This is a genomic window from Flavobacterium denitrificans DSM 15936, from assembly GCF_000425445.1.
GTDB lineage: Bacteria > Bacteroidota > Bacteroidia > Flavobacteriales > Flavobacteriaceae > Flavobacterium > Flavobacterium denitrificans.
In genome coordinates this window covers 1-17,660 of the sequence record NZ_AUDL01000012.1, presented here as the reverse complement: position 1 = coordinate 17,660, position 17,660 = coordinate 1, and the positions used below count along the sequence as shown (strand labels likewise).

Genomic DNA, 17,660 nt, shown 5'->3' with positions numbered 1-17,660 from the left:
GTTCATCTTTTTCGACAAATATTTTTAAATTGCTTATAACACAGAGTTATAAGCAATTTTTTTATTTAATAAGATGAAGTTAAAACAAATCGAAAGGGTAAAAAAAATCTCAAAAGCTGATTTTATTTCCCAATATGTCAAAAAACAAATTCCTGTTGTTATTGAGGAATTGACTGAAGATTGGCCCGCTTATCATAAATGGAAATTATCCTATATAAGAGAAATCGCAGGCGACATTACAGTACCATTGTATGATGACAGACCAGTAAATCATAAAGACGGCTTTAATGAAGCACATTTGAAAATGAAAATGAGCGACTATATAGCGCTTTTAGAATCAGAACCTACTAATTATCGCATCTTTCTTTACAATTTTATGAAAGAGGTTCCCGTTTTGAATAATGACTTTAAATGGCCTGAAATTGGCTTGCGATTAGTCAAACAAATGCCAATGCTGTTTTTTGGGGGAGAAAACTCAAAAGTCTTCATGCATTTTGATATCGATTATTCGAACATTTTGCATTTTCATTTTCATGGTGAAAAACAATGTATGATTTTTCCACCAAATCAATCAAAATTCATGTACAAAGTGCCTCACGCATTGATTTCAAGAGAAGACATTGATTTTGATAATCCAGATTATGAAAAATTTCCAGCTCTAAAAAATGCTGAAGGCTACATTACCAATCTCAAACATGGAGAGATGCTTTATATGCCTGAAGGATATTGGCATTATATGAAATACCTAACTCCCGGATTTTCGATGAGTCTTCGTTCTTTTCCTCAAAGCATCGGCAATTTATCAAAAGCGGCATACAATGTTTTTATCATGCGGCATTTTGATATTTTGATGCGAAAGCTAAAAGGCCAAAAATGGATTGATTACAAGAATAAAAAAGCAATCACCAATACGCATGAAAATCTTCGGAAGAGTGCCTAGACTATATTTAGAAATCAAAGAAAAGCAGTTAAAATGAAAATCTTTAACTGCTTTTTTTATTTCTCTTGTTTTTAAAATGCTACCTTTTTTGTTGTAGTGCTTCCATTCTCCAAAGTCACTTTTACCAGTAAAACCTGGTTTGCAGAGCGGAAATTCAGTATTTGCAATTCAGTTGCGTTAATATTTTTCTTCTCAAAAAGCAATCTACCAGAAAGATCAAAAACAGCGACCTGACTAATTGCTTCTTTAGTAGATATTACTTTCATCTCATTTAGTTTTGATGCAACTAGAACGATATTATCAGCATCTTTAACCTCATCAATGCCTAAAGATTTGTCTGTATAACGAAGCACGAAGCGATCAGTAAAAGTTCCAATTTCAGTTGTAAATGTGTAATTCCCTGTTCGAAGATTGTGAATCTTATTCAGTTTCTTATCTTCTAAATAAATTGATTGCAATACCAGTGAGCCATCTACTTGATGTATAGAAATAGTAAATTCACCTGCTATTGTAGTACGATATCCTAAAGGCACTGCATCTGAAGTATTAAAAGGCAAAGCACGCCCTTGTATTGCTAGTTTATGCTCATTGTTTATGCTATAAAAATCAAGAAATTTATTTCCGTCAAAAGTAGTCCCATCATATCTTCTGTCATATTCATCAGTTGCACCTTGAATATATCCTACTAACAACTGTTTATAAGCACCTTCGGTATTCGTCATATTTAACCAGATTCGGTTTTTTTCAATTTCTGATTCCTTCTCCCCTTTACTTAACTTAAAAAATTGGGAATTTGTATTGCCTCCTCTTCTCATTAAATTATTAAAAACAATCGTTCCTGATGCAGCAGTTTTTACAAAAAAGGATTGTCCAGCTGCGATATCTCCACTTGGCGCACTGTTATTGTTTCCTGGATTAATTCCTGATGGCGCCATTGTTCCAGTACCAGTTCCTCCCGTTAAGTTATAGGTTGCATAATCGTCTGTTGAATATTCATACGCGCCGCCCAAAACTACGGGCGTGTTGTGTGTCCAGAAATAAAGGGTTCCTTCAATAAACGAATTTCCATTTATAAAATCATCTGCATGTAAAGCCGAGGGGTAAGGATTACCTATTAAGTAAGGCTTCTCAGCACCAAGAGTTTCACCAATAATATCTCCATTATTTGGAACGCCTATAAAAGCAGTTGCAAATGGAAATCTATTAATATTAGAAAAAGTTTCTGGCCCACGTATGATATAGCCTTTGCCAATATTCATCACATTATTTTTAGATTCCATCACCCATTTTGTGCCATTATAACTAAAATACTTATCCTCAGCTGTTAAAGGAGAAACATTTACCAACTTTTGACCTTTTACTGGAGAAGACCAATAAACGTAGTCTGCTTGCCGAATAGGTTGGCTATTTCGTTTATAAATAATTGTTCCGGTATTTAAATTATTATCAGGATTCGTTTGCAACAAACTTGCTCCATCGGCAAAAGTTAAAGTTCCATTATTAACATGAACTCCGTTTATAACATTTAACGTTTTTCCGTGCTGGATTGTGACAGCTGCACCATTGCTAATCGTACAAGAACAAGCATTTATATCGGTGCCTAAATTATAGTCTTCTTGAAAATCTACTAGATTATCAATTGTTGGCGAAGTTCCGTACGACCAACTTGTTCCGTTCCATATATTTGCTTGTATCGTAATTTCAGCAGAATAAGTTATTAAACAGTTATTATCAACTGCAAATTTGTACTTTCCGGGAATTAATCCTGAAATGGTTATTGAATTTCCTGAATACGGATGATGTGTAATCGCAGTTCCGTCTGATTGTAAAATATCTCCTGTTCCAGATAATCCATCTAACACGATACTTCCTGTTGGTATAGTACATGTTGGTTGCGTAAAACTCAAAATATTTGGTGCCGGGGGATTAGAATCCACATCGATTCTTGTCTCTATTGCCAATTCTTCAGAACAAATTCCATTTTTCACAACTGCCCTATAGCTTGTGCTCGTTAATAATACGCCAGGTTGATAAGTACTTCCCGTATGAGCAATTGGTTGCCAAACATAAGGAATCGCTTCTGCATATTCCCATCTAATAATTGTACCGACATAATTATTTAAAGTCAGTAGCGGACTTGGACTTCCTTGACAAATATGCAAACCTCCATTTACAACACCGCGTTCTGTTTGTATTACGGTCGTTGAATTACTAGCATTTGTGATTGCTGGACATCCATTTGAAGAATATTTTACTAAAACCGTTTTATCTCCACTAGTCAACCATTGCAATGTTACTGAATTACTGGCAGATGAAATAGCTCCTGAAACAATATTGTAATCTGTTCCTGCAACTCCAGGAACGGTCCAAACATAATCAGTTTGGGATGGCTGAGTCGTGTAGGTAACATCAGTATTAATACAAACTGTTGAAGCAGGTTGAGCGGAAAAAGTTGGGGAAGGAATTGCATTAACCGTTACAGTCGCGGCAACAGAATTTGCCGAGACACAACCACCATTTTGGACAACTGCTCTAAATTGAGTCGTTTGCGTCAGCACCCCGGAAGTGTATGTTGTGCTAGCTGAATTTCCGATTGGAGTCCACACAGAAAATGGACTAACGGATGATTCCCAATTCAAAACTGTCCCCGTATTGCCTGTCAAGGTCAATACGCCACTTGTTGAACCACTACAAATTGTAGTTCCTCCGTTAACTGTTCCACCACTCGATGGTGGAGAAATCACAATATTCGAAGTATTATTTGAAGTTATATCTGCAAAACAAGCTCCAGATGTTAATTTAGTAATTGTAATACCTCTAGTCACCGCAGTGCTAAAACCTGACAACACAAAACTTCCTGAACCAGCATTAGTTACGCTCATTGTCGTTGTTAGTCCGTTACTTACTGGATTTGTGAGATTATACGTTACGGTATAAACCCCAACCGGCAAGGATGTTTCAGAAGAAGTAAGTAAAATCGTTGAATTTCCTACTGTAGTACATCCAGCAGAAGCCGATACTCCCGTAATATTATAGGATGGGCATGTATAACTCACAATCATCTGACCAGAACCGCCTGTTCCTCCAGCTTGCGGTCCGCCCAATATCAAACCTAGTAAGGAGTTCATAGCGCCGCCTCCACCTCCGCCTGGAGCTGATCCGTTTTTACCCGGTTCATTTCCTAAAACCACACTTTGAATACCTGCACCACCAGCACCGCCACCAGCACCACCTCCTGTACCTCCTGCGCCAGAATTTTGCAATAATGCTATGACACCCGTATTTCCAGGCCCTCCATCTGTGCCTGAAATTTTAGTTATAGAACCATATGAGTTAGTATCTAATCCTCCTTTACCTCCTGCAGGAGTTCCTCCAGCATTATTTTCAGTACCGGCCTTTCCTCCAGCAGCAAAAAGAATGGTTTCATACCCTGTGATAGTAGCGTTTCCGCCAGAGGCTCCAATAGCGGTAGTACCTGCAACTTTTATTGCTAATGTTGCTCCTGGTACCGTTGTAATTTTTCCCTTTACATAAGCACCGCCGCCGCCGCCGCCGCCGCTTCGTCCATCCAATATTGATCCTCTTGCTCCTCCGCCCGAACCACCTGCACCCCATGCCTCAACATCCATTGATGTAATTCCAGCGGGCACAAATAAAGTACCATCTGATAAATAAGTATGCGGTGGCTGTGCCCACAATGAGCTATAAAAGAAAAACAATAGGCAACATAATTGCATTTCTTTTACCCAAACAGGTCTTTTTTGCCATTTTAAATAAATCAAAAATTGAAAAAAAAGCGGTGTGTTAAGTATTTTTTTTTCCATACTGTGGTATTTTAGAAATTAAAAATTCAAGAACAAGAATCATCTCCAATTTTTAAACACCTCGCGGTTGAATATGTGTATAATATTGAATACTAACAGATACATCAAATTCAAAAACAATAAGCTGCGTGCTTATGTTTTTAAACGAAGCGTTTAGGTAATATCAAATTTTGGCAAATAAAAAACTTGATTCGTTTTCTGTAGAGTCAATCAAAAAATGTAATATAACGGGCTTTTATGTTGTTTGTCGAATAAAAACAACAACAAGGTACGATTTTATTTACAATATGTAAAAAATTTTAACTTAGAAATCAACACTTTAACATTTCAAGATTCTTATTTATTAAAATATTTAAAAAAGAAAAAAAATGTTAATAGGAAAATTTCCTTCAGAACATTCTTCGTAAAACATAAAAAAACCATTCCAATAACGGAATGGTTTTTAAGGAATAATTAAGGTCTTTTAAAATCTTAAAAAATCACTTTTGAATTTATTAGACTTTTATTTTCCAGGCCAATTTTTATGAGCAAAACTTGATTTGATGACTGAAGATTTGTGATCTGTAATTCTTTTTCGCTAATATTGAATTTCTCAAAAAGCAATTTTCCTGAAACATCAAAAATGTAAACTTTTTCAAGCATTTCAGTTGTTGAAGTGATTTTTATTATTTTATCTTTTACAGTAATTAAAACTTTGCTTTCTGTATTTACAATATCTGCAGTACTTAAAGATTTATTTGTATAACGCAGTACGAAACGATTTGTAAAAGTTCCTACTTCAGTATTGAATTTATAATCGCTTTCGCGTAAATCATGAATTTTTCCAGTTAACTTATCTTCCAAATAAATTGCTTGTTTGCTCATATTCCCATCAGCCTGACCTATTGAAATAATAAATTCGCCCGCGATGGTAGTTCTATATCCTAATGGAACAAAATCAATATCTGAAAAAGGAAGTCCGCGGCCTTGAATTACAAGATGTTTTTCATTATTTACACTATAAAAATCGAGATATTTATTTCCGTCAAGACTCTCCCCATCATATTTTTTTTCGAAATCATTGCTCGCTCCTTGAATATAACCGACCATCAATTGTTTGAAAGCTCCATTTTCGTTAGTCATGTTTAGCCAAATACGATGCTTTTCAAGACCATTTGTTTTTGAAGCTTTTTTAGGTTTAAAAAACTGACTGTTATTATTTCCTCCATTTCGCATTAAATTATTGAATATGATCGTTCCCGAACCAACAGTTTTTGAAAAAAATGATTGTCCAGCGGCAATTTGACCACTCGGAATACTGGCATTATTACCTGGCGCTTTATTACCGGAAGCGGCGGCTGTTCCAACACCGCCACTCAAATTGTAAGTAGCATAGTCATCCGTTGAATATTCGTATGCACCACCTAAAACAACAGGGGTATTATGTGTCCAGAAATAAAGAGTTCCTTCTAAAACATTATTAGCGTTTATAAAATCATCTGCATCTAAAGCAGAAGGATATGGATTCCCTATTAGATAACTTTTACCTGAACTTACTACTTCACCAATAATATCACCATTATTAGGTACACCAATAAATGTAGCTGTAAATGCACCTCGCACAGTATTTGAAAAAGTTTCAGGTCCGCGAATAATATAACCTTTCCCAACAATCATTACTGTTGATGGTGTCATGCGAACCCACTGTGAACCGTTGTAACTAAAAAACATATCACTTTTTGTTAATGGTGACACATCAATTAATTTTTGAGGTTTTACAGGTGTTGACCAATATACATAATCAGCTTGACGAATAGGAACACTATTGCGTTTGTAAATTATATTACCTGTATTAACCACATTACTTGATTGTATTAGACTAGCGCTATCTTCAAATGTCAATGATGCACCAGTAGCAGATTCAACAACAACCTGATTTTCAATTACCAAAGTATGCCCTGAATTTATGACTACTTTTTTTCCTGCATCGACTTTACAGGAACATCCACTTAAATCACCTGTTGATTGATAATCAGCCGCAAATTCAAGTATATCTGTAGCAACAGGACTTCCATTTGACCAACTACTACCACTCCAGATATTCGTTACTGGCGTTTTAATTTCAATATTTATAGTTGCTGATGATGGACAATTTGGACCTTCATTAATAATAAAACTATATGTTCCCGGAATTAAATCCGGAATTGTAAAACTTGTTCCTGACGAATTATAAACTTGAGAAATCGTTCCTGTTTGTGTAATAGTCCAATTTACTGCCGAAAGCAAGCCATTTAGTTCTATGCTTCCTTTTGGATTAACACAAGTAGGCTGAATAATAGTTCCCACAGTTGGGGTAGCAGGCAAAGGATTAACAGTAATCGTTCCAGTTGCATTTACTGTTCCACAGCCTCCAGTCAACGGTATAGAATAGTTAAAAGTTCCCGTACTCGTTGGAGTTCCGCTGATAGTAATTGTGTTCGAAGCCCAACTAGCTGTTATGCCTGCAGGCAAACCCGAAGTTGCACCAATTCCAGTCGCTCCAGTTGTTGCATGAGTAATGTTTGGCATTAGAGTATGGTTACAAACTGTTGGAGACTCAGATGCCACTCCTACAGTATTTAAATTTACTACAATAGTTCCGGTTGCATTATAGGTTCCGCAACCACCAGTAATAGGTATAGTATAATTAAATGTTCCGGAATTGGTTGGAGTACCACTAATCGTAATTGTATTTGAAGCCCAAGTTGCAGTTACTCCCAAAGGCAAACCAGAAGGAGTTCCGATACCTGTCGCACCAGTTGTTGTATGCGTAATATCAGTCATTAAAGTATTAATACATAAAACTGGCGATGAAGCAGCAGCAGTTACAGTATTTTCAGGCCGAACAGCAATAGCATAAATATCCGATACACTATACGGTGTTGCACATCCTGAAGCAGTTACCGTCATTGTCAAGGTAACCTGTTTTCCAGCGTCACCGGCCACTGCAGTATAGGTTGGCGTCAAAGTAGTATTATTTGAAAGAGTTCCCAATCCATCATGTGTCCATAAGACCGTTCCATTTGCTGCATTAGCTTCTCCAGCTCCAACCGTTGCAGAACCATTGGAACAAATAATTTTAGATCCTGTAATTGTTGCCGTAGGAGCAGCTTGAATATTAATAGTATATTTAGCAGTAGCAATTTGTGGTGCACAAGTATTATTACTGGTTACCGTCATCGTTAATATAATAGTTCGCGCAGCACCTCCTACTGTTGGTGTATATGTTGGTGTAGGAGTTGTATCCCCTGTCAAAGTTCCTGATCCTCCACTAAAAGTCCACTTTATAGTTCCATTTGAAGCCGATGCTCCGCTCACTGTTACACTTCCATTTGAACAAATTGTTGTAGAATTATTTGGTATTATTGCTGTTGGCAAATCCTGAATTGTAATTACTTTTGCCGCCGATACTGCACTATTACAACCACCTGCCTTTGTAAATTGAACCGTGTAACTTCCTGCGGCTGAGACAAAAATAGTTTGGCTTGTTGCTCCTGTAGACCAAAGATAAGAATAGCCAGGTGGTGCGGTACTAGAAGAAAGATTTATTCCATCTGTCTCACAAAATGTTAGTGACGCCCCAAAATCATCAATTGTTGGTGCAGTTGCCGGATTATCAGTAGCTCTTGTAACTGTAGCAGAAACCGTTCCGTCACCCACTGAACATCCATTTTTTGCATAAACTCTAAAATAATACGTTTGACCAGAAGTCAAGCCTGTAAAAGTATAATTGTTAGTCGTTAACCCGGATACTGTTTGAGTTGCTGTCGTTGCTGGAAATGCACTAGATGTCGACATTTGTACAGTATAGCTTAATGTCCCACTAGGAGCAGTCCATGCAACGCTAATTTGGCTACATAAGGCAGACGAAATTGACAATGTAGGAGCTGTAGGAGGTGTGCTTAAAGTCGTTACCGTTTGAGTTGCTGAATAATTAATACTTATACCGCAACCATTCATTGCTTTCAATCTGTAATAATATTGTGTACCACCACTTAATCCTGTAACGACATAACCATTAACTGTACCTACATCCAAAGATTGATATCCTGGCAAATAACTAGTAAAAGTCGATGAAGTTGAAACATCCAACAAATAACTTGTTGCTTGTGTTGTAGAATTCCATCTGGCATTAAATGAGTTACAATATATATTATTTGCTAACATTGATGTTACATCCCCTGGAACAGCATTTGATGTTGTAATATTCTGAACGTCTGAATAAGTAGCACTTACCCCACAACCATTTTTCGCTTTAACCCTGTAATAATATGTAGTGTTTCGAGTTAAACCTACCACATCATATGATGTCACATTACCTACATCTACGGCATTATAGCCTGAAACAAAAGTTCCTGCGTTAAATGTAGATGTTGTAGATACGTCTAACAAATAGCTAGTTGCTCCTGTCAATGTAGCCCAGCGTGCGATAAACTCTGTACAAATTCCAGCTGCACCAGTCGATGAGGTTACTTTACCTGGAACTACTGCAGTTGCGTAAGTAATCGTATTGGAGTTTGCACTAACACAATTTCCATTAAAGGCTCTAACACGATAATAATAAGTAATACCGCTTGTTAACCCAGTAATATTATAAGTTAATACATTGCCAACATTCAAAGCATTATAGCCTGTCAGAAAAGTTGAAAAATTACTGACTGTAGAAACATCAAGCTCATAATAAAGTGTTCCTGCAACTGCCTGCCAATTTGCTGTAATTTGATTACATGTAGCACCAGTTCCTGCTGTAGCGACTGGCGCAGTACCAGAAGAATTTACTCTAACGGTAGCTAAATTATATTGATTAATAGGTGATACACAATTTTCTGAAGCCACAGAACTTGAACCAGATGATAAAGAAGTTATTTTAATCGTTCTATTTCCAACCGTAGTAAAGCCTGTTGCAATAAAACTTCCTGTTCCTGCTGTTGTTACCTGCATAGTAGCTGGAGTTTGTGCTACACCCTGAATCTCATAAGAAACCGAATAAAGACCAATAGGCAAACTTCCTGTCAAAGTTATTTCAGAAGCATCTCCAGAACAAACATTTACAGCACTAGCCGTTGTACTTGCCAAACTATAAGTTGGACAGTTGTAAGTGATTGTTACTTTTCCATCACCTCCATCACCTCCTCTTCTTGCACCTGTCAAAAAAGACGATCTTCCACCGCTTCCGCCACCACCTGGCGCTGTTCCAACATTTCCAACACTAGAGGTAAAAGCAGTTCCAATACCTGCTCCTCCTAGGCCTCCTCCATTTGCACCGTTTCCTCCAGCACCAGAACTGGTAATTGAGCCTGTATCATCAGTAAAACCAAATTCTCCTCTTCCTCCATCAGTTCCAGAAGTTCTTGTAGTACCTATTGAATTTACATCTAAACCTGCAGTACCACCTAGAACTAAACTACCATTGTTTAGTAAACCACCTCTTCCTCCTTCTGCCAAAATAGAATACCCTGATATTCCTGATGATCCTCCAAAACCACCATTTTGACTTGCAGCACCTTTACCTCCAACGCCCACATTAATGGTTAGTGTTTCTCCTGAAGTTATTGTTAAACCGTTAGCACTAGCAAAAGCACCACCACCGCCACCAGAGCCACCTCTAGCACCGCCAAAGCCTGGATTTGATGAGCTTCCTCCAGCACCTCCGGCACCCCAAGCCTGTACGTTTATACTAGTAACACCGGCCGGGCTAACAAATGTTTGTGTACCTCCTAAAGTAAATGTTGCTGTAGTTTGTGCCAAAAGAAAAACAGGAAGACAAACTAATACTGAAATAAGTAATGTTTTTTTCATACTGTAGCATTTTAAATGACAAAAATTAAATTCAGATCTAACTGAAAAATTATTCTGCAATTTTTTAAATACCACAATTAGGCAGGAACTTGATAAGGCCCGAATAGTGATTAAAGAAGAAGTAATATAAAGTAATTCTGTTCCCTTAAATTTGGTATTTATGTTTTAACACTCAATATTTTAGTTTGGCAGTAAGGGGCTGAAAATAAATTTAGTTTAGGTTCAGTTTTCAAATTTGAAAGGCACAAAATGAAGTGTAAAATAGAAGCGTAAATTATTTGAAAACAACCTTAAACAATTTACAATTTTTTATTAAATATTTAAAAAACAGTCACTTATAATTTAAATTTTTTAATAAAAAATAATTTTTAAGTAAATTCTCATAAATATTCATTTTTAATGTACTTGGTCTTTTAAATTTTACAAATCGTCTGAATTAATAAAAAGGACCTTTTTTTCTTAATAGGCAACTTTTAAAAAATTTACATTAGCGAAGAAAAATTGTGCAAAAAAAACGTCAGGCAAGAGGTTATTACGTAAAAAAAAATGAAAAAAAAATATCCGTTTAAAAGCATTAAACGGATGAATCTTAAAGAACAAAAAATGTTTTTAAAAAATTACTTTTCTGGTTATTTCAAAATCATTTTCTAAAACCACTTTTACGAATAAAACTTGGCTTCCAGAATTTAAATTCTGAATAAAAAAACTAGAGGAATTAATTTTATTTTTTTTGTAGAGCATTTTCCCTGTCAGGTCAAAAACTTCAGTTTCTTTTATGAATTCTTTAGAAGCGTCAATCTGAATTTGTTTGTCTTTTACCGAAACAAAAACAACATTTGAAATAGTATTGTAATCATCGACCTTTAACTCTTTGTCAAGATATCTTAATTCAAATCTATTATCAAAAGTACCTTTCTCAGTTTTGAAAGTATAAGGCGAAGCTTTTAGGTTATGAATTAGTTTCAACTCTTTGTCTTCAATATAAATGTTCATTTCAGAAAATTCAGCATCACTGTGATCAATACTAAAACTAAAATTGCCGCCAATTGTTGACATATAACCAAGTGGTACAGAATCCGCTTTTTCAAATGGCCAAGCTCTTCCTTGAATAACCAAATTTTTATTTGCTGTTATGCTGTAAAAATCAGCATACTTATTACCATTAAAAGATTCGGCATCATAACTTATATCATATTCATTTGTTGCTCCTTCAATATAGCCGACCATAATTTGTTTAAAAAGACCTTCGCTATTCTCAAAATTTAACCAGATTCTTTGTTTTTCGATCTCATTTGCTTTAATTTCTTTACTACTTGCTGGTTTAAAAAATGAAGTATTTTGTTCCTTAATTCGCATTTTGTCATTAAATACAATTGTACCGGTATTTTGGCTTGCTACAAAAAATGCCTGTCCAGACCCAATAGTTTTATCTGGAATTACTTCGTTTACTCCATTTGTCAAAGCACCACGAGTTCCTACTCCTCCAAGCAAATTATAAACAGCATAATCATCTGTATTATACTTATTATTTGTAATGGGAGTATTGTGCGTCCACAAATAAATTGTGCCTTTGATTTTTGATGCGTTTTCTTTCAAAAAGGTATCTGCATTCAAGGTAGACGGATACGGATTTCCAATCAAATTAAAACTATTTGCCGGACCCAAATTCACCTCTATTTTTCCATTATGAGGTATACCTTTAAAAGTTGCATGATAAGATGTGCGAGTTATTGACGAAAAATCCCTTGGACCTTGAATAATATATCCAATTCCTCTCGACATGGTACTATTTTCAACTTTCCAATTTTTGACTACCGGATCATAAGATAAAAATCGATCCCATATGGTATTTGGCGAAAGATCAATTATTTTTTGATTCTCTACTGGAGACGACCAATAAACATAATCAGATTTTAAAATAGGTGATGAATTTCGCTTCAAGTGAATAATTCCTGTATTAATCATATCATCATCTGATTGGTATAAATTTGCCGAATCTTCTAAAATCAAAGTTCCCGAACCCGAATAGGAGAATTCAATACCTAAAGTGTTTCCGCTTAGCAATGTAACCTTCTTCCCCTCATCAATAGTGCAACTACAGACATTCGCTGTTATCAAATCAGGATAATCTTCTTTAAAAAACAATTCTTTTCCTCCCGACGGAAAACCATTTGACCATGAAGTACCATTCCAAATTGTTGATTCTAAACAGAGCTTCAATCTGGCAATTCTATGTTTAGAAATCCCAGCAACTGAGTTGAAATCTCCACCAACCAAAAGTTTATAATCTGATGAAAAACTCATCGAAAATACTTTATTATTCAGAGTAGCATCGAAAGAGGCATCTAAACTTCCAGACTTTAATAATCGTATTAATCTTAAAGCTGTTACATTTTTATATGTCCCTGAAAAAGTCCCACCAACTAAAATTCGATCATCAGGTTGAATCAAAACACTTCTTACATCACCTTTGCTGAATCCTGGACCTGATTCAAATGTATTATCTAAACTTCCATTGGTATTTAATCTCAAAAGCCTCTTTTGTCCCACTCTATTAAAATTCAAAAAATTACCTCCGACAACTATTTTTTGATCAGACTGTAATGCCATCGCATATACGTTTTTATCAAATCCTTCACCTATTGCAAAAGTGGGGTCAATACTTCCATTACTGTTTAAACGCACTAAATGTGGACAGGAAATTTCGTTAAAAGTAATAAATCGGCCACCTACCAAAATTTTTCCATCTGGTTGAACTAAAACAACTTCAATAATAGCATCTGCGCCTAATCCAGGATTAAAACTAGAATCCCGTGAGCCATCAGGCAAAAGTCGCACGATTCGGCCAACATTCGCATCATTATATTTGCTGAAGCCTCCAGCTACTATAATTTTTTCATCGGGTTGTATTGCCATTGCATAAATTTGACTGTTGCATCCAGAAATTACATTGAAAGTGGGATCAACGGCTCCGTTTGGTAAAATCCGAACAATCCGATTAATTACCGTTTCATTATATTTTGTAAAATTACCTCCAAGAATTATTTTGCCATCAGACTGCAAAACTGCACTTTTGATTAAATTATTAGCTCCTGCTTGTCCCGAATTAAAATCAGGATCAGAAGATCCATCTTCTAAAAGTTTAGCAATTCTTGAAGCACTTGTGCCATTAAATTTTTTAAAATTGCCAAAAACCATTGTTTTCGCATTTTCTAGCGACAGTATCTTATAAACCGAATTATCAAAACCTATTCCTGATGCTAGATAACCCGTATCATATTCACCCTCTGAATTAATTTTTGCCAGCCTTCCTTGATTCAAACCGTCAAAAACTAAAAATGAACCACCAATGTACCAAGCTCCTTCTGTATCATTTTCTAAAGCAAGAACTGAAGCTGTTGCGGGACCAGACCCAAAATCAATATCACTTTTGAGAAAACCAGAATGGTCTATACAACAAACTCGATTAACGCTTACACCATTATAATTTCCTGTAAAAGAACCTCCAATCATTATATTTCCAGAATTGTCAACTTTGAAGACTTGTACGGCTCCAGAACTAAATCCAGATCCCATAAAAAAGGTTGCATCTATACTGCCATCTTGATTTATTCTGATTATTCTATTTGCACTTCTTCCGTCAAAAGTGGTAAATTTTCCTCCAAGAATAATTTTATCATCAGGCTGAATTGTCATTGCATTTACATCATCGTCAAAACCAGTTCCGACATTAAATCCTGAATCAACAATTCCGTTTTCTGCTAAGCGCACTATTCTATTCGCTTGAGTACCATTAAAGGCAGTGAAATTTCCTGAAATTAATATTTTCCCGTCGATAAGAACCTTTACGTTATTAATATTGGAAGTAGTGCCTGAACCTGATAAAAATGAAGTATCTAAAGCGCCGCTTGGCAAAATTCTTGCAATACGATTTGTAGTTGAATTATTGTACTTTGTAAAACTTCCAACGATGAGGATTTTTCCATCTGGTTGTCTTGCAATATCATATATTATTCCCGTTGTTGCACCAATAGAGGTATCGAATGATGCATCATAACTTCCGTCCGGATTTAAACGAATAAGTCTTCCGGCACTAATACCATTATAAGAAGTAAAACTTCCGGCTACAATTATTTTTCCGTCTGGCTGAATATAAGTCGCATAAACTTTTCCATTAAAACCGCTTCCGGTATGAAAACTTTCATCGATAGTACCATCGGGCTTTAAACGAGTAAAGTAAGGAGAAGAAATTCCGTTAAGATGTAAATATTCACCACCAACGATAAGATTCTGATTTGATTGTAAAGATAAAGTCTGAACGGTGCCATCAAATCCATCTCCAATTAAACCATCATCTAGTGTATTAAAAGTAACATCAACTTTTCCTTGTTGCCCATAGATAAAGGCGTTTCCAAAAAGTACAATTAAAGCAACTGCATAAAGTAATTTTCTAATCAAAATAAAGACAATAAAAATTAATTATAAGATTTTTCTTAAAATTAAAAAAATACTTTAATTATTTGCAATACCCACTTTTAGTGATTTTTAGGCTAAATAAAAGAGCCATTTCTCAAGTTGAGAAATGGCTCTTTTATGTTAGAATTATTTTATAATTATTGAAAAATTATCTTTCTAGTTGTTTTGTATCCGTTGTCAAGAGTTATATCAACTAGTAAAACCTGATTACTGGATTGTAAATTTGAAATCTGCAATTCATTCGAACCAACTTTACTTTTACTATAAAGCAGTTTTCCAGCAACATCAAAAATAGTCACGTCTTGAATTGTTTCGTTAGAAGATAATACTTTGACTGATTTGTCTTTTATCGAAACCGTAATACCTTTTTCAACATTCTCAAAATCTCCAGTTCCTAAAGATTTATTGCTATAACGAAGAACAAGACGATCTGTAAAAGTTCCTATTTCTGTTGTGAAAGTATATTTGCCGGCTTTTAAATCATGGATTTTTCCAGTCTTTTTATCCTCAATATACATTGCCTGAGTCTTCATATCCCCATCAGCATGATCGATTGAAATGGTGAAATCCCCAGCAATTGTGCTGCGGTAGCCCAATGGAACTTGATCAGCGTCTGTAAATGGCAAGCCACGTCCTTGAATAACTAATTTGTGATTGTCATTAATACTGTAGAAATCAATGAATTTATTTCCGTCAAAAGTCTTTCCGTCATACAATCTATCGTAGCTGTTTGTTGCGCCTTCAACATAAGCAACCAGCAATTGCTTGAAAGCGCCCCCAGCATTTGTCATGTTCAGCCAAACTCGGTGTTTTTCGATCGCCGCAGTTTTTGAGGCCTTTCCAGGCTTGAAGAACTGGCCGTTTGTATTGTTGCCATGAATGTCTTTGCTGCTTCGCATTGAATTGGTAAAAGTGGCGCTTCCTTGAGCATAAGCCTTCACGAAGAAAGCCTGGCCTGAAGCAACCTGACCATTTGGAAAACTATTATTTGGTAATTGATCCGCAGGAAGATTTGGATCATTAAGTTTTGGATCATCTTCTGATGGAGCTGCCTGTGTGCCGACACCACCGCCCAAATTGTAAGTCGCATAATCATCAGTCTCGTATTCATAGGCACCGCCTAGAACTACTGGAGTATTGTGCGTCCAGAAATACAATGATCCCTCTATTATTGCACTGTTGGCCGTGATAAAGGCATCGGCATCCAATGCAGATGGATAAGGGTTCCCCAATAAGTAAGGTTGTCCGGCAGTCATTGGTTCACCCGCAAAAGTTCCATTTTGGGGAGTTCCAATAAAAATTCCTGTAAAGTCACTTTTTGAAGTATTTGAAAACGTTTCAGGTCCGCGGACAATGTAGCCTTTCGCGGGATCCATAATCGTAGTTCTTGGAGTGAATACCCATTTCATGCCATCATAAGCATATAATTTTGAAGGGCTTGTAGATGAAGAAAGAGCAGCCAAGGTCTGATTTTTAACCGGTGTTGACCAATATACATAATCGGCTTGGCGGATTTTCCCAGCATAGCGCTCATAATTAATATTTCCTGTATTTAAAGTATTACTTGTATTTCCTTGGATTAAGTTTGAACTATTTTTAAAAGTTAAATAACTTCCCGAAACAACATGAACTCCATTTGTAACTGTAAGTGTTACTCCCGAATTTACTGTTACAGACGCGCCATTACTAACCCTTACTGAGCAATAAGTTTCATCTCCTGATACTATATAATTTGCTGCGAAATCTACATAATCATCAGATGTTGGAGCACCGTACGTCCATGAAGTACCTCCAGTGAATGTATTAGCTAGTATAACTACCTCAGCTGAATAAATTGCCGTACAACCATTATCTAAAGCAAAGTAATAGGTTCCCGGCGCTAATTGATCTATTGTTGGGGTACTCGAAGTGAAGGCTCTGCTAACAATAGTAGTTCCATTATCGATAAATAAATTTCCGGAAGCTGGCAAACCGCTTAATGTTACGCTACCACCTAACGCTGAACAAGTTGGTCGTGTTATCGTTCCAACTATTGGTGCTGGATGATTTGGCTTAATGGTTAAAGTAGCTGTTGCAGTATTTTGACAGCTTCCACTTGTCACTGTATAGACAACTGTAACGTCTCCAGCATTGCCCGCTGTTACAATTCCTGTTGCATCATCAATAGTTGCTGATCCTGTACCAGGTGTTATTGACCATGTTCCTCCACTTGTTGCATTTGTGAAAGCTGGTGTTGTTAATGTTGTACAGACTGTTGTTGCACCGCCTGTTATTGGGGATACTGTTGGGAGTGGGGTTATTGTAACTGTAACATCAAGTCTTGATGTACTCTCACAGCCATTTGCTGTCTGTGTTGCATAATAATGCGTGCCATTTGTCAGCGCTGTTGTAGTTGCCAATGCACTTCCGCCGCTTGAAGTCGCATACCATTGGATCGCTGTTCCTGTAGCAGTCAGATTTCCAACTGTAGGAGAAGCTCCCGAACAGAAAGACTGCCCTGATGTCCCCGTTGGGGCTGATGGCGTTGTATTGATCGTAGCGGTTACATCAAATCTCGAGGTGCTCTCGCATCCGTTTACCGTCTGCGTCGCATAATAATGAGT

At 36.4% G+C, this 17,660-nt stretch carries 5 protein-coding genes; 1 reads left to right on the top strand and 4 read right to left on the bottom strand.

The features are described from left to right. Positions 1-73: 73 nt before the first annotated feature. A complete protein-coding gene (locus tag H600_RS0107515) occupies positions 74-940 on the top strand; it encodes a cupin-like domain-containing protein (RefSeq protein WP_026728200.1) in 867 nt (288 codons plus the stop codon). Between the two features lie 71 nt (positions 941-1,011). Here the strand turns inward: H600_RS0107515 and H600_RS22520 are convergent, their stop codons facing one another. The 4 genes from H600_RS22520 to H600_RS0107495 all read right to left on the bottom strand — a co-directional run. Next, positions 1,012-4,764: a T9SS sorting signal type C domain-containing protein gene (locus H600_RS22520; protein WP_051234394.1), complete on the bottom strand. Its 3,753-nt coding sequence runs from the start codon at positions 4,762-4,764 to the stop codon at positions 1,012-1,014. 471 nt (positions 4,765-5,235) lie between these two features. Continuing rightward, positions 5,236-10,581, bottom strand: coding sequence for a fibronectin type III domain-containing protein (locus tag H600_RS22515; RefSeq protein WP_051234393.1), 5,346 nt, complete (start codon positions 10,579-10,581; stop codon positions 5,236-5,238). Between the two features lie 609 nt (positions 10,582-11,190). Beyond that, positions 11,191-15,039 (bottom strand): T9SS sorting signal type C domain-containing protein, encoded by a 3,849-nt coding sequence (locus H600_RS0107500; protein ID WP_026728198.1) that lies wholly within the window; start codon positions 15,037-15,039, stop codon positions 11,191-11,193. Between the two features lie 155 nt (positions 15,040-15,194). Then, the coding region (locus H600_RS0107495) for a T9SS sorting signal type C domain-containing protein (protein WP_051234392.1) at positions 15,195-17,660 on the bottom strand (2,466 nt) is incomplete at its 5' end.

Coding starts and splice junctions, on each gene's coding strand:
- H600_RS0107515 (WP_026728200.1), top strand. CDS start 74: ATGAAGTTAAAACAAATCGAAAGGGTAAAAAAAATCTCAAAAGCTGAT.
- H600_RS22520 (WP_051234394.1), bottom strand. CDS start 4,764: ATGGAAAAAAAAATACTTAACACACCGCTTTTTTTTCAATTTTTGATT.
- H600_RS22515 (WP_051234393.1), bottom strand. CDS start 10,581: ATGAAAAAAACATTACTTATTTCAGTATTAGTTTGTCTTCCTGTTTTT.